The following is a 22765-nucleotide window of genomic DNA, read 5'->3' on the forward strand; positions in this document are numbered from 1 at the left end:
AAGTGTCGGCGTGCACCGATAGTCTGAATCAGCCTTCGCGGTCCGCTCGAGGTCGGGAACGACTACAGGTCCAGCCTGTAGATTGTCCGAGGTGGCTGACGCGGTTGGGCTGAGGATCGAAGTTTTCAGTTGATCGTCTTAGGGGTGGATATGTCGGGCAGGGCGTCTGAACCGTGCGTTTCGGCAAGGCGATGGGGTGTTGATGAGCTGGGCGATTTGTAACGAATTGCAGCAAAACCCTCGATACACCGGGGTATGGATTTCTCTTGTCACCTATGTATCGGAGACAATGGGTGGTTCTGGCTCGTCGAGGTTGGATGAGGTCGGTAGCTGCTGCGAATCGGACGTTCGGCTCGCACGGGTGCGCAATGGTGTGGAAGAGAGGCTGTGGGCGTGAATTCGCTGGGTAACGGAGAACTGGGGAGCGGCAAGCCGGAGGTCGGCAGCTCGCCGGAAGACGTTCAGCGATCAGACGCATTCCCGCTTTCCGCGGCCCAGCTCGGTATGTGGTTCGCGCAGCATCTTGATCCCGCCGTACCGGTCAACATCGCTCAGTACGTCGAACTTCGTGGTGCTCTGGAGCTTGACGCCCTTCGCCAGGCCTGTGCAGACGCCGGTCGCGAAATCGGGTCGGCCTTCGTCCGGATCTTCGAGATCGACGCCCAGCCGTACCAGATCATCGACCCCACACTCGATGATTCGGTCGGCTACGTCGACCTTCGTAGCGAAGACGACTCACACGACGCGGCCATGCGGTGGATGCGAGCAGATCGCAGTCGGCCGATCGACATGCTCACGGACCGACTGATCTCTGCCACGATCTTGCGTCTAGGCGAGAACCGCTACTACTGGTACACGCGAGTCCACCACACAATTCTCGACGGCTTCGGTGCATCGACCTTCGTCACTCGTGTGGCGGAGTTGTACTCGGCGCGCGTGGAGGGTCGCGAACCGGAGCCGAGCGAGGCCTCCGATCTCTGGAACGTCTACGAGGTAGACAACAAGTACCGCCAGTCGAGTCGTTTCGAAACCGATCGCAAGTACTGGGCCGACAAGATCGAGAATCTCGACGAGATCTCGAGCCTCGCAGGTCGAAGTGCCGCGCCGGCTCCAGTCAGTCGGATCGACAGCGCAGCGCTGTCCAACCATGTGGAGGCGCTGCTCGGGCGGTTCCTCGAACGCGTGGAGAAGACCACTGTTGCCGGAACGGTCGTCGCTGCCTTTGCGGCGTACCTCGCTCAGATGACCGGACGAGAGGACGTGTCGCTGAGTCTGCCCGTTTCCGGTCGAACGACAGCCGTGCTGCGCCGATCCGGTGGCATGGTCTCCAACGTCGTTCCGCTGCGACTGACTGTCACTGCAGAGACCACTGTCCAGGATCTTCTGGACGATGTCAGGAACGAAATGTCCGGCGCGCTGCGCCACCAGCGGTACCGACACGAGGACATGGTCCGCGGCGGTGACGGGCCGGGCCGGGGCGGATTCTTCGGTCCCTGGATCAACATCATGATGTTTTCCACCGAATTGGCGTTCGGGCCCCTCGTCGGCGAGCTTCACATCCTGTCCACGGGTTTGATCGAAGACCTCGGTGTCAATCTCTACCAGAGCGTCGGCGACACCCGTACGCACATCGACTTCGAGTCGAATCCCAACCTGTACGCGCCCGCGGACGCCCAGCGAAATCACTCGCGGTTCGTGGAGTTCCTCGAGAAGTTCGTCTCGGCCGAAACGAGCCGCAAGGTCTGGGATCTCCCTGTCGCAACCGACGAGGAGCGAAACAAGGTTGCCTTGTGGAACCGCACCGGCTTCCACGTTGCCTCGCAGACCATCACTGAAGCATTCGAGCGTCAGGTCGCGAGCACTCCCGATGCCACCGCCGTCGTTTTCGAAGGCAACAGCCTCACGTACGCCGAATTCGACGCCCGCGCAAACGGTTTGGCCCGTCAGCTCATCGCCATGGGTGTTGGACCCGAATCACTTGTCGGGCTGTCGATCCGCAGGTCCTTGGACTTGATGGTCGGTCTGTACGCGATCGCCAAGGCCGGCGGAGCCTGGGTGCCGGTGGATCCCGACCACCCAGCCGACCGCACCGCCTACATCCTCGAGTCGGCGCAGCCGACGTGTGTTGTGACCACCGCGCGAGACGACGTGGATTTGCCCGAGGGCACACGGGTGATCGAGATCGACACCCTCGACTACGAACAGCTCGACAGCAGGCCGATCGCCAACGCAGATCGCCTGTCTCCCTTGCATTTCTCGAACACTGCGTATGTGATCTACACCTCGGGGTCGACCGGGCGACCCAAGGGTGTTGCGGTCACTCACGCAGCGATCAACAATCAGCTTCAGTGGATGAACGCCGAGTACGGGCTTTCTGCGTCGGATATCTACCTGCAGAAGACCGCTACGACATTCGACGTTTCGCTGTGGGGATTCTTCATGCCCTTGCAGGTCGGCGCCACGCTGGTAGTCGCGACTCCGGACGGCCATCGGGATCCGATCTACGTGGCGAACAAGATTGCCGAACTCGGCGTCACGATCACCGACTTCGTTCCGTCCATGCTCACGTTGTTCACAGCGAATGCTCCTGTCGGCTCTTGTGATTCGTTGCGTCACGTGTTCGTCATCGGTGAGGCGCTCCCGCCCGAGACGTCTTCGGCCTTCCGCGAACTCTGTGGTGCCGGACTGCACAACCTCTACGGTCCGACTGAAGCCGCAGTTTCGGTCACGTACTACGAGGCCGTGCCCTCGGATACTACTTCTGTGCCGATCGGTATGCCGCAGTGGAACACTCAGGCGCACGTACTCGACGGACAACTTCGCCCGACGCCCATCGGTCAGCCGGGTGAACTCTATCTCGCCGGCGTTCAACTCGCGCGCGGATATGTTGGTCGCCCTGATCTGAGCTCGGATCGCTTCGTAGCCAATCCGTACGGCACAGCCGGCGAGCGCATGTACCGTACCGGCGACCTCGTCCGACGCCGTGAGGACGGAAACCTCGACTACATCGGGCGCACCGACTTTCAGGTGAAGTTTCGTGGGCAGCGCATCGAACTCGGCGAGATCGAGACCGTCCTACTAGCACACCCCGACGTTTCCCAGGCTGTCGTCTTGGTGACCGTCACACCGACCGGTGATCAATTGGTCGGCTACGTCGTGCCGGGCCCTGGCCGAAACATCGATGCTGCGGTGCTCAGTGAGTTCGCCGGCCGAAGCCTCCCGTCGTACATGGTTCCCGCCGCGCTGATGGTGCTCGATGCGTTGCCGCTCAACACGAGTGGCAAATTGGATCGTGCCGGGCTGCCCGAGCCGGTGTTCGCGAGCGCGAAGCAGTACCGCGAGCCTCGCACCGAAATCGAACGCATCGTGGCGGACGTGTTTGCCGACGTGCTCGGTGTCGAGCGCGTCGGTATCGACGACGACTTCTTCGAGCTCGGTGGAAACTCGCTGGTTGCAACACAATTGGTGACCCGAGTTGGCTCTGCCTTGGGAGTGCAACTCGGCGTTCGAGAGCTTTTCGAGTCCACCACGGTCGCTACCTTGGCGGCCCGTGCCGAGTCGGTGGCGGGCAACGCCAGGCAGCTCAGCCCGCTGATCGCCAAGCCTCGTCCCGAGGTCGTCCCGCTCTCGCTTGCGCAGCAGCGCATGTGGTTCATCAACCGTCTCGATCCGTCGACGCCCGCGTACAACCTTCCGTTCACGGTCCGGCTCACCGGTTCGGTGGACCCGTCCGCCTTGCATGCCGCGGTGATGGACCTTCTCGAGCGGCACGAGTCCTTGCGGACGATCTACCCTGATGCCGACGGAACCGCGCAACAGTTGGTTCTGCCGGTCGACCGTGCCGCGGTGGAGTTGAACCCGGTCAAGATTCGGAATTCGTATCTCGACGCGGCCCTGTTCGACGTGGCGTCTCGCGGGTTCGACGTGACGCTCGAAATCCCGGTACGGGTTGCCCTCTTCGAGGTGTCTCCTACGGACTACGTCCTGGTGATGGTTCTCCATCACATCGCTGCAGACGGTCTGTCGTTCCGTCCGCTCGCACGTGACCTTCTCGTCGCGTACTCGGCGCGAAGTGAGAAGTCGGCGCCGGCGTGGACGCCGCTGCCGATTCAGTACGCCGATTACGCGCTGTGGCAGCGCGAAGCATTGGGATCCGATGAAGACCCGCGCTCGGAGTCGTCTCGCCAGATCAACTTCTGGCGCCGGGCACTCGCCGATCTGCCGGATCAGTTGGATCTGCCGACTGATCGACCCCGTCCTGCTGTCGCGTCCAATCATGGTGCCAAACACCATTTTCAGATCAGTGAACGCACGACGCGCAAGTTGAACGAGTTGGCACGCTCGAGAAGCGTTTCGCTGTTCATGGTGTTGCAGGCGGCGTATGCAACGTTGTTGAGCCGGATCAGTGGTACCTCGGACATCGCGATCGGCGCCCCGATCGGTGGGCGAGGGGATCAAGCTCTCAACGACGTGATCGGTATGTTCGTGAACACTCTGGTGCTTCGCACCGAGGTCGATCCGAACGAACGATTCGACGAGTTGCTCGCTCGGGTAAGAGAATCGGGGTTGTCTGCCTACGGCCATGCCGATGTGCCATTCGAGCGGTTGGTCGAGGTTCTGAGTCCGGCGCGTTCGCAGGCTCGTCACCCGCTGTTCCAGGTTGCGCTCACTGCGGAGATCAGTGGACGACGCGAACTGGAATTCTCGGGTGTCAAGGCAGTTGCAGCTGAATTGGAAGTGCCGGTCGCCAAATTCGATCTCGAACTGATGGTGTCCGAGAATCCCGAAGGCACCGAAGACTCGGACGTCTTGAGTGCCACCTTCACCTATGCCACGGACCTGTTCGATCAGGCCACAGTGAACACTTTCGCTACCCGGTTCGTGCGCATTCTCGATGCGGTGGCTACCAGACCTGAAACGGTCGTCGGTGATATAGACCTGCTCTCACGCTCCGAGCGTACCGATCTGACGGTCGTTGCCGCGGATGAGACGATGCCCCGGCAGACTCTCGTCGACATTTTCTTGTCCGGCACGGCTGAGGCGGACTCGGTCGCAGTGCGCTTCGACGGTCGATCGATTACCTACCGCGAGCTCGACGAGCAGTCGTCGAAGCTCGCACGGGTTTTGATCGGACGTGGCGCAGGCCCCGAGACCATTGTCGCTCTCGCCTTTCCGCGCTCGTACGACATGGTCTGTGCAGTATGGGCGGTGGCGAAGTCAGGGGCGGCGTACGTGCCTGTCGACCCGAGCTATCCGGAAGATCGTGTCCGACACATGCTGGCCGATTCGTCGGCCGCGATCGGACTCACGTCGTCGCAGTTCGTCGGTCAGCTTCCTCCGGTCACCGATTGGTTGGTCCTTGACGACCAGACGCTGACCGGGGAAGTCTCGGCGCAATCTTCAGCTCCGGTCACCGACGAGGACCGAATCATTCCGATTCACAGTTCTCACGTGGCGTATGTCATTTACACATCCGGTTCCACGGGAAAACCGAAGGGCGTCAGCGTCACTCACGGTGGTCTCCGTGGGGTCAGGGACGCAGCTCAGCGTCGCTACGGGGTAGATCAGTCCTCGTGCTTCCTACATATCTGTTCACCGAGCTTCGACCCGTCGGTACTCGAATGGATGGTCGCCTTCTCCGCGGGTGCAACTTTGGTGATCGTTCCGTCGACGATTATCGGTGGACACGAGTTGTCGGATCTTCTTCATGCCGAGAAGGTCACGCACGCGATCATCACACCCGCCGTACTCGGGACCATGGAGCCTGCAGAGCTGCCTGATTTGCGCGTCGTCTCCGTCGGCGGCGACGTGACCACGCCCGAGTTGTTGGCGAAATGGGCCCCCGGGCGCGCCTACTTCAATGGGTACGGTCCGACCGAGACCACGATCATCTCGTCGTTCGGCGATCTCGCGATCGGCCGATCGATCGACATCGGGCGTCCCGTCGAGGGCATGTCTGCACTGGTACTCGACGAGCGTCTGCACCCGGTTCCAGTCGGTACCAGGGGAGAGCTCTACTTTGCGGGCGCTGCGTTGGCTCGCGGGTATCACGAGCGGCGAGGTCTCTCCGCGGAAAGGTTTGTCGCCAACCCGTATTCGCCGGATGGCGAGCGGATGTATCGGACCGGCGATGTCGTGCGCTGGACAGGCGGAGACTCGCGCGGCGACGCGGGTGTCCTCGAATACGTCGGCCGCAGTGACTTCCAGGTCAAGGTTCGCGGATTCCGTATCGAGCTCGGTGAGATCGACGCAGTTCTGTCCTCGCACGATTCTGTGCGCTTCGCGGTGACGGTCGGAAGCGAAGGCGCGGCGGGTGTCACAGCTCTCGTGTCCTACGTCGAACTGGCTGACGGTTCGAGTTTCGATCCGGACGCGCTCACCTCGTTCGTGGCCGCGACTCTGCCGAGCTACATGGTCCCTTCCGTCATCATGGAACTTGCCGAGGTTCCGTTGACGCCGGTGGGTAAGTTGGATCGCAGGGCTTTGCCGGAGCCTGTTTTCGAGGTCCGCGAGTTCCGTGCGCCCACCACGCCGGTGGAAGAGATTGTCGCGCAGGTGATTGCGGATGTTCTCGGCGTGGAGCGAGTCGGGCTCGATGACGACTTCTTTGCACTGGGTGGCAACTCCCTGGTGGCCACTCAGGTCACCTCACGCTTGGGACGGGCGCTCGACACCACCGTGCCGGTGCGGACGCTTTTCGACGTTTCCACCGTCGAGGCGCTCGCTGCACATATCGAGTCGCACGCCGGTAGCGGCGGGCAGAAAGCCCTCGTCGCGCAGACGCGTCCAGCGGAAATTCCGCTGTCGTTGGCGCAGCAGCGCATGTGGTTCCTGAACCGCTTCGATACCGACTCCGCTGCTTACAACATCACTTTCGCACTGCACCTGACTGGCCATCTCGATACGGCTGCGATGGAAACTGCGCTCGAGGACGTACTGGCCCGGCATGAAGTTCTCCGAACGGTATATCCGGACGGGGCTTCCGGACCGAAGCAGTCGATTCTGTCGCTTTCGGAGTCTTTCGTCGGATTGACCGTCGAAGCGGTCTCGGATTCGGACGAGCTCGAGAGTCGAGTCGCTGCAATCGGATCCTCGGCGATCGACGTCACCGTCGAGGTGCCGATCCGTGTCCGCCTGTTGACGGTCAGCGACACCGAGCACACCCTCGCGATCGTTGTTCATCACATTGCCGCTGACGGGTGGTCGATGGCGCCCCTGGCACGCGACGTCATGATCGCCTACTCGGCACGCAAGGACGGGGTTGCGCCGGCGTGGCAGCCGTTGGCTGTGCAGTACGCCGACTATTCGTTGTGGCAGCGTGAGGTTCTGGGGTCCGAAGACGACCCGGAATCACTGATCTCGCAGCAGATCTCCTTCTGGACCGAGACTCTGGCTGACCTACCGGATGTGATCGAGCTTCCGTCGGACCGGTCTCGACCCGATGTGGCCTCGATGCGCGGCGAACGATTCGCCTTCGAGATCTCCGGGGATGTGCACCGTCGATTGGACGCGCTGGCACGGGAGAACAACGCAACGCTCTTCATGGCGTTGCACTCGGCGCTTGCCGTTCTGATGGCCAGACTGAGCGGGACGTCGGACATCGCCGTGGGCACTCCCGTTGCCGGTCGCGGTGACGAGGCGCTCGACGATCTTGTCGGCATGTTCGTCAACACGCTTGTTCTGCGCACCGAGGTCGATCAGGCCCGGGCATTCACGGATCTGCTCGCCGCGGCGAGTGATTCGGCGCTCGGAGCCTTCGCTCATTCGGACGTACCCTTCGAGCGGTTGGTGGACGTCCTGGCTCCGGCCCGGTCGCAGGCCCGACATCCGCTGTTCCAGGTTGTCCTGTCCTTGCAGAATCTCGCGCAAACGGCATTGGAACTGCCGGGACTGGCGATCAAGGCCGCCGAAATCGACACCACCACTGCAAAGTTCGACCTCGAACTGGCGGTAACCGAGTCGATTGGAGAAGACGGGATCCAGCAAGGGCTCTCGGCCGAATTCACGTTTGCTGCAGATCTGTTCGACGTTTCGACGGTCGAGGGATTTGCTCGGCGTCTGGTTCGTATTCTCGAGACTGTTGTGTCGGTTCCTTCGACCGTCGTCGGTGACATCGACATTCTCGATGCGGCCGAGAGGGGTGTGCTGGCCGATGTTCGTGGAGGCCAGTCGGTCTCGGGAACTCTGGTCGAGATCCTCACCGAAGCGGCCGCTTCGGATCCGTCGGCGGACGCGGTTCGCTTCGACGGCGAGTCGATCAGCTACCGCGAACTCGACGAGCGGTCGTCACGACTCGCTCGTGTTCTGATTGCGAAGGGCGTCGGGCCGGAGGATCGGGTCGCGATCGCGATTCCGCGTTCAGCCGATTCGGTTCTCGCTCTGTGGGCCGTGGCGAAGACCGGTGCGGCATTCGTACCGGTCGACCCGACGTATCCGGTTGACCGTATCGCCCACATGATCACCGATTCCGGTGCGGTGTTGGGTCTTGCGCTCAGTGACGTCGAGGCTGGATTGCCGTCGGCTTTGACGTGGGTGGTTCTCGACGACGAGAAGACAGTGGCGGCGTGCGCGGCAGAATCTTGCGCGCCGGTGAGCGATTCGGATCGACGCAGTGCGATCGACGAGCGGCAGCCTGCGTACGTCATCTACACCTCCGGCACCACGGGTCTGCCCAAGGGCGTTGTGGTCACCAACGCCGGCGTGGCGAACTTCTGCGCCGAGCAGGTCGAGCGTTATTCGCTGACCACGGGTGCTCGGACGCTGCATTTCGCATCGCCGAGTTTCGACGCTTCGATACTCGAGTTGCTGTTGGCATTCGGAGCGGCGTCGACGATGGTGATTGCGCCGACGACGGTGTACGGCGGCGCGGAATTGGCCGAGATCTTGCGGTCGGAGTGCGTGACGCATGCGTTTGTCACGCCTGCTGCTCTGGCATCGGTGGATCCGAGCGGGCTTGACGCGTTGCGGGTGGTTGTCGTGGGTGGCGAAGCCAGTTCGCGGTCCCTCGTTGCCAGGTGGGCGGTGCCGCTTCCGGATGGCGGTGTGCGTGGGTTCTTCAATGCTTATGGTCCGACGGAGTCGACGGTCGCCTCGAACATCAGCGATGCGCTGACCGCGTTTGATCGGATGAACATCGGCGGCCCGATTCGGGGTATGGCCGCGCGGATCCTGGACGGCCGCTTGCAGCCTGTTCCGGTTGGTGTCGCGGGTGAGTTGTACGTGTCGGGTGTTCAGGTCGCTCGTGGATATCTGGGGCAGCCGGCATTGACGGCGGGTCGTTTTGTCGCAGACCCGTTCGGAGCGCCGGGTGAGCGGTTGTACCGCACGGGTGACGTGGTCCGGTGGATCGACGGTGGCGCAGTGGAGTACGTGGGCCGCAGTGACTTTCAGGTCAAGATCCGCGGGTTCCGTATAGAACTCGGCGAGATCGAGGCCGCGCTGATCCGTTGCGCGGGAGTTGCGCAAGCTGTTGCTCTTGTTCGCTCCGACGATCACTTCGGAGATCGTCTCGTTGCATACGTAGTGCCACAGGCCGGCGCCGAGGTGGATCCCGCACAGGTCATAGAGTCGGTGTCGACGTTCCTGACCGGCTACATGGTCCCCGACTCGGTCCTGGTGCTCGATTCGATTCCGTTGACCACCGCGGGCAAGACGGACATCAAAGCTCTGCCCTCGCCTGTGTTCGAGTCGAAGGTGTATCAGGCGCCGGTCACGACAGTCGAAGAGACTGTCGCACAGGTATTCTCCGAGGTTCTCGGAGTGGCGCAGATCGGCCGAGACGACGATTTCTTCGAACTCGGTGGCAACTCGTTGATCGCGACCCGGGTCGCCGCACGACTGGGGGAGGCGCTCGACACAAGCGTTCCGGTTCGTGCGCTCTTCGAAGCGTCGACCGTGCAGTCACTCGCGGTCCGGCTCGAGCTGCACGCAGGTTCGGGCGCCACTGCCCCACTGGTGCCGCAGCCCCGGCCTGATCGGATCCCGCTTTCGTTGGCTCAGCAGCGCATGTGGTTCCTGAACAGGTTCGAACCCGCGTCGGCAGTGAACAACGTTCCGGCGGCGATCAGGATTTCGGGCGCCCTCGATGTGGCAGCTCTCAACGCTGCCCTGATCGACGTCGTGGGCAGGCACGAATCACTGCGGACGCTGTATCCGGACGTCGACGGCATCGGGTACCAGGAAGTCCGTGAAGTTCGAGACGTTGTCGTCGATCTCAGCCCCGTGTCGATCACGGAAGATCGCCTGGCTGCAGGCGTCGCCGAGCTGGCCACGGACGGCTTCGACGTGACGTCCGAAGTCCCGTTGCGCGCCAAGCTCTTCAAGGTCGGCGACAGCGAATACGTCCTGGTGTTCGTGGTGCATCACATCTCGACCGACGGCTTCTCGATGGGGCCGTTGACCCGCGACGTGATGGTTGCCTACGAAGCACGTACACGAGCGTCGGTGCCGGCTTGGACGCCGTTGCCGGTGCAGTACGCCGACTACGCGTTGTGGCAGCGTGATGTTCTCGGGTCCGAGGAGGATCCGCAGTCCGTCATCGCGCAGCAGATTGCGTTCTGGTCGGATGCGTTGGCTGATCTTCCTGAGCAGTTGGATCTGCCGGGTGATCGTCCGCGTCCCGAGGTCGCGTCAGGGCGCGGCGCCGAGGTCGAGTTCGAGATCGACGCCGCTCTGCACGAAGCCGTTAATTCGATTGCGCACAGCAGTAACTCGACACCGTTCATGGTTGTTCACGCGGCGCTCGCCGTCGTACTCTCGCGCTTGTCTGCAACTACGGACATCGTGATCGGCACGCCGATCGCGGGTCGTGGTGAAGCGCAGCTCGATGATGTGATCGGTATGTTCGTCAATACTTTGGTGTTGCGTACCGAGGTTGATCCGTCGATGTCGTTTGCCGAGTTGTTGACGTCGGCGCGTGAGGTGGATCTGCGGGCGTTCGCGCATGCGGATGTTCCGTTCGAGCGTGTGGTGGAGGTTCTCGATCCGGTTCGTTCGCAGGCTCGTCATCCGTTGTTCCAGGTGGCGTTGACGTTCCAGAACCACGAACAGACAACGCTCGAACTGGGCGACCTCGAAGTGTCGATCGAAAGTGCCGATCTTGCGTTGGCGAAATTCGACCTCCAGCTGACCTTGACCGAACGAACCGACGAGGCCGGCGCACCCGCTGGAATGTCAGCCTCCTTGACGTACGCGACGGATCTGTTCGACGAGTCGACCGTGGTCGAGTTCGGTGATCGGCTGGTGCGAACCTTCCGTGCGGTGACTGCTGACCCCACCGTAGCGGTGGGTGATGTCGACATCTTGGTCGATGGTGAACGAAACATGCTGTCCCGCTTCAGTGCTGGCCAGATCGATCGCGGTGTGGATTCGACGTTGTCGGCGTGGTTCGATGATGCTGCTGCGCGGTTTGGTGATCGGACGGCGGTGCGGTTCGGTGGCGAGTCGTTGTCGTATGGCGAGTTGTCGGTGCGGTCTAATCGTTTGGCGCGCAGGTTGATTGCTCAGGGTTGTGGGCCGGAGTCGTTGGTGGCGGTGGCGTTGCCGCGGTCGGCGGATCTTGTGGTGGCGTTGTTGGCGGTGGTGAAGTCCGGTGCGGGGTATTTGCCGGTGGATCCGTCGTATCCGAGTGATCGTGTCGAGTTCATGCTTGCCGATGCTGGTCCGGTGGCTGCGATTTCGTGGTCTGAGCGTGAGTTGGTGTTGCCTGCTGATCTGCCGGTGATCGATATCGACACTGTGGATTTGTCGGAGTTCGATGGTTCGGTGGTCTCGGATGCGGATCGTGTTGCGCCGTTGCGGTCTTCGAATGTTGCGTATGTGATTTACACGTCGGGTTCGACGGGTCGCCCGAAGGGTGTGCAGGTTCCGCACACCACGGTGGCGAAGTTGTTCGCGAATACCGAGGGTGTGTACGGGTTCGACGAATCCGATGTGTGGACGATGTTCCACAGTTATGCGTTCGACTTCTCGGTGTGGGAGTTGTGGGGTCCGCTGTTGTATGGCGGCACGTTGGTGGTTGTGGATTATGTGACGTCGCGTTCGCCGGAGCAGTTCCTGGAACTGCTTGCTGTTGAGCGGGTGACGGTGCTCAATCAGACGCCGTCGGCGTTCTATCAGTTGGCTGAGGCTGATCGGTTGGCGTCGGAATCCGGTCGGGCGCCCGAGTTGTCGTTGCGGTGGGTTGTTTTCGGTGGTGAGGCGCTCGAGCTTCGTCGCTTGTCGGATTGGTATTCGCGTCGTGGTGACAGTGCGCCGACGTTGGTGAACATGTATGGCATCACGGAGACGACGGTGCATGTGAGCCATCGTGTGTTGGATTCTGCGTTGGCGGCGGATGCGTCGGCGAGTGTTGTGGGTCAGGCTATTTCGGGTCTGCAGGTGTTCGTGTTGGATACGCGTTTGGCTCCGGTGCCGGTGGGTGTCGCGGGTGAGATGTATGTGGCGGGTGTGCAGTTGGCTCGGGGTTATCTGGGTCAGGCTGGGTTGTCGTCGACGCGGTTCGTGGCGAATCCGTTCAATGCCGGTGAGGTGTTGTACCGGACGGGTGATGTCGCGGCGTGGAACAGTGCTGGCGATCTGGAGTATCTGGGTCGTGCTGATGATCAGGTGAAGATCCGTGGATTCCGGATCGAGATCGGTGAGATCGAGTCTGCGGTGTTGTCGGATGTGTCGGTGGCGCAGACGGCGGTGATCGTTCGTGAGGATTCTCCGGGTGATCAGCGGTTGGTGGCGTATGTGGTGCCGGCTGCGGGTGTGAGTGTCTCGGTCGACGATGTGCGTACCAGTGTGGGTTCGTTGTTGCCGGAGTACATGGTGCCGTCGGCGTTTGTGGTGCTTGATGCGATTCCGTTGACGGTGAACGGGAAGTTGGATCGTCGGGCGTTGCCGGTTCCGTCGTTGCAGGTTGCGGTGTTCCGGGCTCCGACGTCGGTGGTGGAAGAGGTTGTGGCGCAGACGTTTGCGGATGTTCTGGGTGTCGAGCGTGTTGGTTTGGATGATGATTTCTTCGCTCTCGGTGGTAATTCGCTGATTGCGACGCAGGTGACGTCTCGGTTGGGGCAGGCGTTGGATGCGTCGGTCGGTGTGCGGGAGTTGTTCGAGGCGTCGACTGTTGAAGGTTTGGCTGCTCGTTTGGGTTCTCATGTCGGTGGTGGTTCGCGTGCGGCGTTGACTGCGCAGGTGCGTCCGGTTCGGGTGCCGTTGTCGTTGGCGCAGCAGCGCATGTGGTTCCTCAATCGATTCGACACGGCGTCGGCCGTCAACAATGTCCCCGTTGCTGTTCGACTCACGGGTGCGCTTGATCTGGCCGCCCTGAATTCGGCAGTTCACGACGTTGTCGGCCGCCATGAGGTTCTCCGCACGGTCTACCCCGAGGTCGACGGAATCGGCTACCAGAAGATCCTCTCGGTAGGAGATGTCTCGATCGATCTCGGTGCAGAACGCGTCACCGACGACCGAATCCAGGCGGAGTTGTATTCGTTCTTCGCCCAGGGCTTCGATGTCACTGTCGAGGTTCCGTTGCGCGCCAAGCTGTTCCAGTTCGCCGATGACGACTTCGTGTTGTCGTTCGTGGTGCATCACATCTCGACCGACGGTTTCTCGATGGGTCCGTTGACCCGCGACATCATGACCGCCTACTACGCCCGAACGAACGGCCAGGCTCCGACCTGGACGCCGTTGCCGGTGCAGTACGCCGACTACGCGTTGTGGCAGCGTGAGGTTCTCGGGTCCGAGGAGGATCCGCAGTCCGTCATCGCGCAGCAGATTGCGTTCTGGGTGGATGCGTTGGCTGATCTTCCGGAGCAGTTGGATCTGCCGGGTGATCGTCCGCGCCCCGAAGTCGCGTCAGGACGCGGCGCCAACCACAGTTTCGCGATCGAACCGCAGCTGTGGTCCAAACTGGACGAACTGGCCAAGGCAACAAATGCAACTCCGTTCATGGTCGTCCACTCGGCGCTGGCGGTGCTGTTGGCCCGCTTGTCCGCGACGACCGACATTGCGATCGGTGCCCCGATCGCGGGTCGTGGTGAAGCTGAGCTCGATGATGTGATCGGTATGTTCGTCAATACTTTGGTGTTGCGTACCGAGGTTGATCCGTCGATGTCGTTTGCCGAGTTGTTGGCGTCGGCGCGTGAGGTGGATCTGCGGGCGTTCGCGCATGCGGATGTTCCGTTCGAGCGTGTGGTGGAGGTTCTCGATCCGGTTCGTTCGCAGGCTCGTCATCCGTTGTTCCAGGTGGCGTTGACGTTCCAGAATCTCGGCCAAACGTCTCTGGAAATGCCCGGCCTCCGTGCTGCTGCAGTCGAGTTCGACGCTGCACTGGCCAAGTTCGACTTGCAGCTCACGCTCGAAGAGGCTGAAGCCGGAATGTCTGCAACTCTGACGTATGCGACGGATCTGTTCGACGCGTCGACAGCTGTCGACTTCGCCGATCGCTTCCTGCAAGTTCTGCGAGGCGTCACCGCGGATCCGAATCTTGCTGTCGGTGATGTGGACGTACTCGCTGTCGGTGAGCTGGATCGAGTTCTCTCCTGGAGCGGGGTCGGCGCCGACAGCGGTGTGGATTCGACGTTGTCGGCGTGGTTCGATGATGCTGCTGCGCGGTTTGGTGATCGGACGGCGGTGCGGTTCGGTGGCGAGTCGTTGTCGTATGGCGAGTTGTCGGTGCGGGCTAATCGTTTGGCGCGCAGGTTGATTGCTCAGGGTTGTGGGCCGGAGTCGTTGGTGGCGGTGGCGTTGCCGCGGTCGGCGGATCTTGTGGTGGCGTTGTTGGCGGTGGTGAAGTCCGGTGCGGGGTATTTGCCGGTGGATCCGTCGTATCCGAGTGATCGTGTCGAGTTCATGCTTGCCGATGCTGGTCCGGTGGCTGCGATTTCGTGGTCTGAGCGTGAGTTGGTGTTGCCTGCTGATCTGCCGGTGATCGACGTCGACACTGTGGATTTGTCGGAGTTCGATGGTTCGGTGGTCTCGGATGCGGATCGTGTTGCGCCGTTGCGGTCTTCGAATGTTGCGTATGTGATTTACACGTCGGGTTCGACGGGTCGCCCGAAGGGTGTGCAGGTTCCGCACGTCACGGTGGCGAAGTTGTTCGCGAATACCGAGGGTGTGTACGGGTTCGACGAATCCGATGTGTGGACGATGTTCCACAGTTATGCGTTCGACTTTTCGGTGTGGGAGTTGTGGGGTCCGCTGTTGTACGGCGGCACGTTGGTGGTTGTGGATTATGTGACGTCGCGTTCGCCGGAGCAGTTCTTGGAACTGCTTGCTGTTGAGCGGGTGACGGTGCTCAATCAGACGCCGTCGGCGTTCTATCAGTTGGCTGAGGCTGATCGGTTGGTGTCGGAATCCGGTCGGGCGCCCGAGTTGTCGTTGCGGTGGGTTGTTTTCGGTGGCGAGGCGCTCGAGCTTCGTCGCTTGTCGGATTGGTATTCGCGTCGTGGTGACAGTGCGCCGACGTTGGTGAACATGTATGGCATCACGGAGACGACGGTGCATGTGAGCCATCGTGTGTTGGATGCTGCGTTGGCGGCGGATGCGTCGGCGAGTGTGGTGGGTCAGGCTATTTCGGGTCTGCAGGTGTTCGTGTTGGATACGCGTTTGGCTCCGGTGCCGGTGGGTGTCGCGGGTGAGATGTATGTGGCGGGTGTGCAGTTGGCTCGGGGTTATCTGGGTCAGGCTGGGTTGTCGTCGACGCGGTTCGTGGCGAATCCGTTCAATGCCGGTGAGGTGTTGTACCGGACGGGTGATGTCGCGGCGTGGAACAGTGCTGGCGATCTGGAGTATCTGGGTCGTGCTGATGATCAGGTGAAGATCCGTGGGTTCCGGATCGAGATCGGTGAGATCGAGTCTGCGGTCTTGTCGGATGTGTCGGTGGCGCAGACGGCGGTGATCGTTCGTGAGGATTCTCCGGGTGATCAGCGGTTGGTGGCGTATGTGGTGCCGGCTGCGGGTGTGAGTGTCTCGGTCGACGATGTGCGCGCGAGTGTGGGTTCGTTGTTGCCGGAGTACATGGTGCCGTCGGCGTTTGTGGTGCTTGATGCGATTCCGTTGACGGTGAACGGGAAGTTGGATCGTCGGGCGTTGCCGGTTCCGTCGTTGCAGGTTGCGGTGTTCCGGGCTCCGACGTCGGTGGTGGAAGAGGTTGTGGCGCAGACGTTTGCGGATGTTCTGGGTGTCGAGCGTGTTGGTTTGGATGATGATTTCTTCGCGCTCGGTGGTAATTCGCTGATTGCGACGCAGGTGACGTCTCGGTTGGGGCAGGCGTTGGATGCGTCGGTCGGTGTGCGGGAGTTGTTCGAGGCGTCGACTGTTGAAGGTTTGGCTGCTCGTTTGGGTTCTCATGTCGGTGGTGGTTCGCGTGCGGCGTTGACGGTGCAGGTGCGTCCGGTTCGGGTGCCGTTGTCGTTGGCGCAGCAGCGCATGTGGTTCCTCAACCAGTTGGATACGAGTTCGGCAGGGAACAACGTTCCGGTTGCGATAACGCTCACCGGCAAACTGGACGTGTCGGGGCTGGAACAGGCTGTCTCGGACGTTGTCGGCCGCCACGAGGTTCTCCGGACGGTGTATCCGGAGGTCGACGGAGTCGGCTACCAGAAGATCGTTGCACCTGCTGATGTCGACGTGAACCTCGCTGCAACCTTGGTCTCGGATTCGGAGATCGTTTCCGAGGTAACGAACTTCGTGGCGGCGGGTTTCGACGTGACAACCGAGGTTCCGTTGCGCGCCAAGCTGTTCCAGATCAAGGCCGACGAGCATGTTCTGGTATTCGTGGTGCATCACATCTCGACCGACGGTTTCTCGATGGGTCCGTTGACCCGCGACATCATGACCGCCTACTACGCCCGAACGAACGGCCAGGCTCCGACCTGGACGCCGTTGCCGGTGCAGTACGCCGACTACGCGTTGTGGCAGCGTGAGGTTCTCGGGTCGGAGGACGATCCGCAGTCCGTCATCGCGCAGCAGATCACTTACTGGGCGCAAGCACTGGACGGCGTGCCCGAACAGTTGAATCTTCCCGGGGATCGGGCACGGCCGGCGGTATTTTCCGGTCAGGGAGCGACATTCGAATTCTCGATCGGCCAGGAACTGCACGAGCGGCTGATCGGTGTCGGTCGTGAGCACAATGCGTCGATGTTCATGGTGGTCCATTCGGCGCTGGCATCACTTCTCGCACGTCTGTCGGGGACAACGGACATCACGATCGGCGCGCCGATGGCAGGACGAGGTGAATCCGAACTCGACGATCTGATCGGAATGTTCGTCAACACCTTGGTGCTGCGTACCGAGGTTGATCCTTCGGCCCCGTTCACCACACTTCTGTCGTCGGCTCGAGAGACTGATCTTCAGGCGTTCGCGCACTCGGACCTTCCCTTCGAGCGGCTCGTGGAAGTGCTGGATCCCGTTCGATCGAGGGCACACCACCCGCTGTTCCAGGTGGCATTGGCATTCCAGAACCTGGGGCAGAACTCCTTGGCTCTGCCGGGTCTGACGGCCGCCGAGTTCGCAATCGACGAGACGGTGGCCAAGTTCGACCTGCAGCTCACGATCAGTGAAGTGGCAGAGGGGCTGTCGGCGACGTTCACGTACGCGACGGATCTGTTCGACGAATCGACTGTCCGGGGATTCGCCGCACGGCTGATGCGAATCCTGAACGGAATTGCCGCGGACTCCACGAGTGCAGTGGGCGACATCGAAATACTCGACGAGTCCGAGCGTGAGGTTCTGACGAGCCAGAGGGCTTCTTCAGGAGTTGCACAGGCGCCGTTGGCCGAGATTCTTGCCGACGCTGCTGCGCGCTACCCGGACAACGTCGCATTGCGCTATCCCGGCACGGCGCAGGCCGCTGCCGGTCGGTCCATGACGTATCGCGAGGTCGACGAGTGGTCGTCGAAGCTGGCCCGCGTTTTGATCAACCGTGGTCTCGGGGCTGAAGATCTTGTGGCGGTGTCGATTCCGCGATCAGTCGAATCGGTACTCGCGGTGTGGGCAGTGTCGAAGACCGGGGCAGCGGTGGTTCCGATCGATCCGCACTATCCGGCAGATCGTATCGCGCACATGCTCAGTGACTCTGGTGCAAAGGTAGGCCTGACCCTCGACGTCGAACGTCCGAATCTGAGCGACGACGTCGAGTGGTTGGTCGTGGACGGACCACTCGGCGAACAGATGTTCGCCGGAGTGTCCGGTGCGTCAATCGATGCCGAGGAACGTGTCCGTCCGCTGACGACTGCTCATCCGGCCTGGGTCATCTACACCTCCGGCACGACCGGACTGCCCAAGGGTGTCGTCGCTACCAACGCAGGTCTGGCGAGCTTCAGTGTCACGCAGGCCGTGCATTACCTCGTGAAGCCCACCTCGCGGACTTTGCACTTTGCGTCACCGAGTTTCGACGCGTCGATGCTCGAGTTGTTCCTCGCGGTGGCCACAGGCGCGACGATGGTCATCGTCCCGCCTGGCGTGTACGGCGGCGACGAACTGGCTGAGGTGTTCCGTAGCGAGCGAGTCACGCACGCGTTCATCACGCCGGCGGCTCTGGCGTCGATGGACCCGAGCGGTCTGGACGACCTGGCGGTCGTAGGAGTGGGCGGCGAAGCGTATTCGCCGGAGCTGATCAGCAAGTGGACGACGGGGGAAGGCTCGGCCGTATCTGCGTCGGCTCCCAGGACGTTCCTGAATGTCTACGGCCCGACCGAGACGACGATCGTGACGAACGTCAGCGTGCCGCTTCTGCCCGGTGATCGTATGGACATCGGCGCGACGATCGGCGACATGGCCGCCTTCGTTCTGGACACGCGACTCAATCCGGTTCCACTCGGAGTCTCGGGCGAGCTCTATCTGTCCGGTCCTCAGGTCACGCGCGGCTATCATCGTCGCCCGGGCTTGAGTGCCGATCGATTCGTGGCAAACCCGCACGGTAATCCCGGCGAGCGTATGTACCGAACCGGTGACGTGGTCCGCTGGGTCGCTGGAACCGCACCGTCCACCTACGCGGTTGAATACGTGGGCCGCAACGATTTCCAGGTCAAGATTCGCGGTTTCCGTATCGAACTCGGCGAAATCGATGCATCGCTGACGGTGCACCCCGAGGTCGAGTTCGCAGCGACGATGGGCACGACCCTGCCGTCTGGTGCTCCGGCACTGGTGTCGTACGTGTTCACCGGAAAGAACGCTGCAGTCACTTCGGCGGAGTTGATTGAATTCGTCTCCAGAACCCTTCCTGCTCACATGGTTCCGGCTTCGGTCATGGTCTCCTCGGACATGCCGCTCAGCCCGGCCGGCAAGCTGGACCGAAAAGCGCTCCCAGCGCCGGTTTTCGAGACCAAGGAATTCCGCGCCCCGGTCACCGAAATGGAACAAATCCTGAGCGAGATCTTCGCGGACGTTCTCGGCCTGGATCGAATCGGTACCGACGACTCGTTCTTCGCGCAGGGCGGCGACTCGATCATGTCCATCCAGCTCGTCTCGCGTGCGAAGGCACGCGGGGTCGTATTCGCACCCAGTGACGTCTTCGAGAGCAAGACTGTTGCGGCATTGGCCGAAGTGGCGAAGTATGCCGCCGACGTCGAGGCTGCGGTCGTGCTCGAGGAGTTGCCGGGCGGTGGAGTCGGCTGGATGCCGTTGACGCCGATCGAACGATTCATGGTCGAGCGCGGTGGCAGCTACAACCGCTTTACACAGACGATGACTCTCGAGCTTCCACTCGGAGCGCAGCGAGCCGACATCGTGCGGACACTCGCCGCCGTCGTCGACCACCACGACATGTTCCGCTCGCGGTTGATCTCCGATGGTCGCGGATGGGGAATGTCGGTCTCCGAGCCGGGAACCGTGGACGTCGAGGATTTGCTCAGCCGCGTGGATGTTGATGCGTCCGCGGACGAGTCGACAATTGTTCTCACAGCTTCCAAGGGCCTCGACGAGGCTCTCGGCCGGTTGAATCCGGCGGACGGCGTGATGGTTCAGTTCGTGTGGGTCGACTTCGGTCCCACCCGCACCGGGCGCTTGATCATTGCTACGCATCACTTGATCGTCGACGGGGTTTCCTGGCGAATCATTGTTCCGGATCTGGTGTCGGCTGCGGCCCAGATGGCAGGGGCGAGCGGAGCGACGGGGAATGTAGCAGGGGCGGGTGGAGCGACGGGGGATGTGGTTCTCGAGCCTACGGGTACGTCGATGCGACGCTGGGCTCATGCATTGTCCGAAGAGGCCCATCGGGATTCGCGGGTCGCCGAGCTGGATACGTGGCGGAAGGTGTTGCAGACGCCGGACCCTGTTCTGGGTAAGCGAGCGTATGACTCAGCCGTCGATGTTGCGGCAACGGTTCAGCGGATCAGCGTGACGGTTCCCACTCAGGTGACCGAGACTCTGTTGACCACGCTGCCGGAGGTTTTCAACGGCGGCGCCAACGACGGCCTGCTCGCTGGCCTCGCACTCGCGCTGATCGAGTGGCGTCGCCGTGCGGGAATCGACTCGTCATCTGCCTTGCTACAGCTCGAGGGCCACGGCCGCGAAGAAGCCGTGATTCCCGGTGCGGATCTGTCGAGGACTGTTGGCTGGTTCACTGCTGCCTTCCCGATCAGTCTCGATCTTTCCGAGGTAGAGCTGGGTGATGCTTTCGCCGGAGGTGATTCGGCGGGACACGCGATCAAAGCAGTGAAGGAACAGCTGTTGGCGATCCCGGACAAGGGCGTCGGGTACGGACTGCTGCGCTACCTGAACGAAGACACCCGCGCAGTGCTTTCTCGCTTCGCCGGGGGACAGGTCAGCTTCAACTACTTGGGAAGAGTTGTCGCCGAGGATCTTCCGGCAGGTGTCGAGGGACTCGGGTGGCTGCCGGCCGGCGATTTCGCCAACGTGTCGGCACCCGAAGACGTCGACATGCCCGCAAACAAGGTCGTCGACATCAATGCGATCGTCAACGACGGCGCAGACGGTGCTGTTCTGGAGGCCTCCTTCGCGTACCCCGTCGGTGCCATCGACGGCGAGAGTGTCGAGACATTTGCACAGATTTGGGTCGAAGCACTGACAGCCCTGGCGGAGCATTCTCGCTCCGTCGGAGCCGGTGGACTCACGCCGTCCGACGTGCCACTGGTCTCGGTGAGCCAGCGGGATATCGACAGCTTCGAGAATCGATTCGGCACAGTGACCGACATCTGGCCGCTGGCGCCGCTGCAGTCCGGTTTGCTCTTCCACGCGATGTTGGCGGAATCCAGCGTCGACCTCTACTCGGTACAGATGATTCTTACTCTGTCCGGCAAGGTTGATGCCGACCGATTGCGTACTGCAGCACAGGGAATCATCGACCGTTACGCGAATCTGCGAACGGCGTTCACGGCCGACGACGACGGAACGCCGGTCCAGATAGTTCTCGCGGACGTTGCCGTCCCGTGGCGGAACATCGATCTCAGCGATATCGCGGCGGTCGACCGTGAGGCAGCCTTGGACGAAGTCTTGACAGCTGACCAGGCGACACACTTCGACATGGCCTCACCGCCGTTGATTCGGTTCACCTTCGTCACGATGGCGGAGGGGGACTACCGCTTGGTCGTGGCGAATCACCACATCATTCTCGACGGTTGGTCGGTGCCGCTGCTCTTGCAGAACCTGTTGGCGCTGTACGCGACGCGTGGTGACGACTCGGTTCTTCCGCGAGTGCGTAGCTATCGCAATTACCTGGCGTGGCTTGTCGATCAGGATCGCGATCGATCACTCGCAGCCTGGGCGGATGCGCTTTCCGGCGTCGAGCAGCCGACGCTGCTTGCTCAGGTCACAGGCGGACAGGAATTCACCGCGCTGTCACAGAAGCTGAACGTGTCGATGTCGTCGGAGACAACCGCGGCGCTCACAGCTCTGGCTGCACGACTCGGCGTCACCGCTAACACGATCGTGCAGAGCGCGTGGGCGGTCCTGCTCGGTGCTCTGACCGGAACAGACGACGTTGTCTTCGGGGCAACAGTGTCCGGTCGGCCGCCGGCCCTCACCGGTGTCGAATCGATGGTCGGGTTGTTCATCAACACCCTGCCGGTGCGGGTGCGCCTCGAGGCCACGGAGTCCATCGAGGAATTGGTTGCCCGGGTCCAGATCGAGCAGGCGAGAATGCTCGATCATCACTATCTCGGTTTGACCGATGTCCAGAAAGCAGCGGACGTAGGTACACTGTTCGACACGTTGGTGGTATTCGAGTCGTACCCGGTCGACCGTGAGGGCCTTGCCGCACAGGCGGATGTTCTCGACGGAATGATGATCGACGACATCTCCTCGGACGATTCCACGAACTACCCGTTGACCCTGCTGATCGCACTCGACGAGCAGTTGCACCTGACACTGCGGTACCTGCCGGACTTCTTCGATGCCGACTACGCAACTGCGTTGCTGGACAGAGTTCTTCGTCTGCTTTCCTCCGTAGCTACCGATCCTTCGGTGCGTGTCGGTGACGTTGACATTCTGGATTCTGTTGAGCGTTCGTTGGTGCTCGAGGGGTGGAATGACACGGCTCGGGTGGTGTCGGGTGTGTCGGTGTTGGATGCGTTTGATGCTCGGGTGGCGGTGTCGCCGGGTGCGGTGGCGGTCTCGTTCGAGGGGCTGTCTCTGTCGTATGCGGAGTTCGATGCGCGGGTGAATCGTTTTGCGCGGTATTTGATTTCGGTGGGTGTGGGGCCGGAGTCGTTGGTGGGTGTTGCGGTTCGTCGGTCGGTTGATTTGTTGGTTGCGGTTTATGGTGTGCTCAAGGCTGGTGGTGGGTATGTTCCGGTGGATCCGGATCAGCCGGCGG

General features: G+C 61.8%; 1 protein-coding gene. It reads left to right on the plus strand.

The annotated features are described in order from the left end of the window. Positions 1-393: 393 nt before the first annotated feature. Positions 394-22765: non-ribosomal peptide synthase/polyketide synthase (locus QM716_RS16780; RefSeq protein ID WP_283305146.1), on the plus strand; the 22372-nt coding region annotated here is incomplete at its 3' end.

This window comes from Rhodococcus sp. IEGM 1409, from assembly GCF_030056735.1.
Lineage (GTDB): Bacteria > Actinomycetota > Actinomycetes > Mycobacteriales > Mycobacteriaceae > Rhodococcus_F.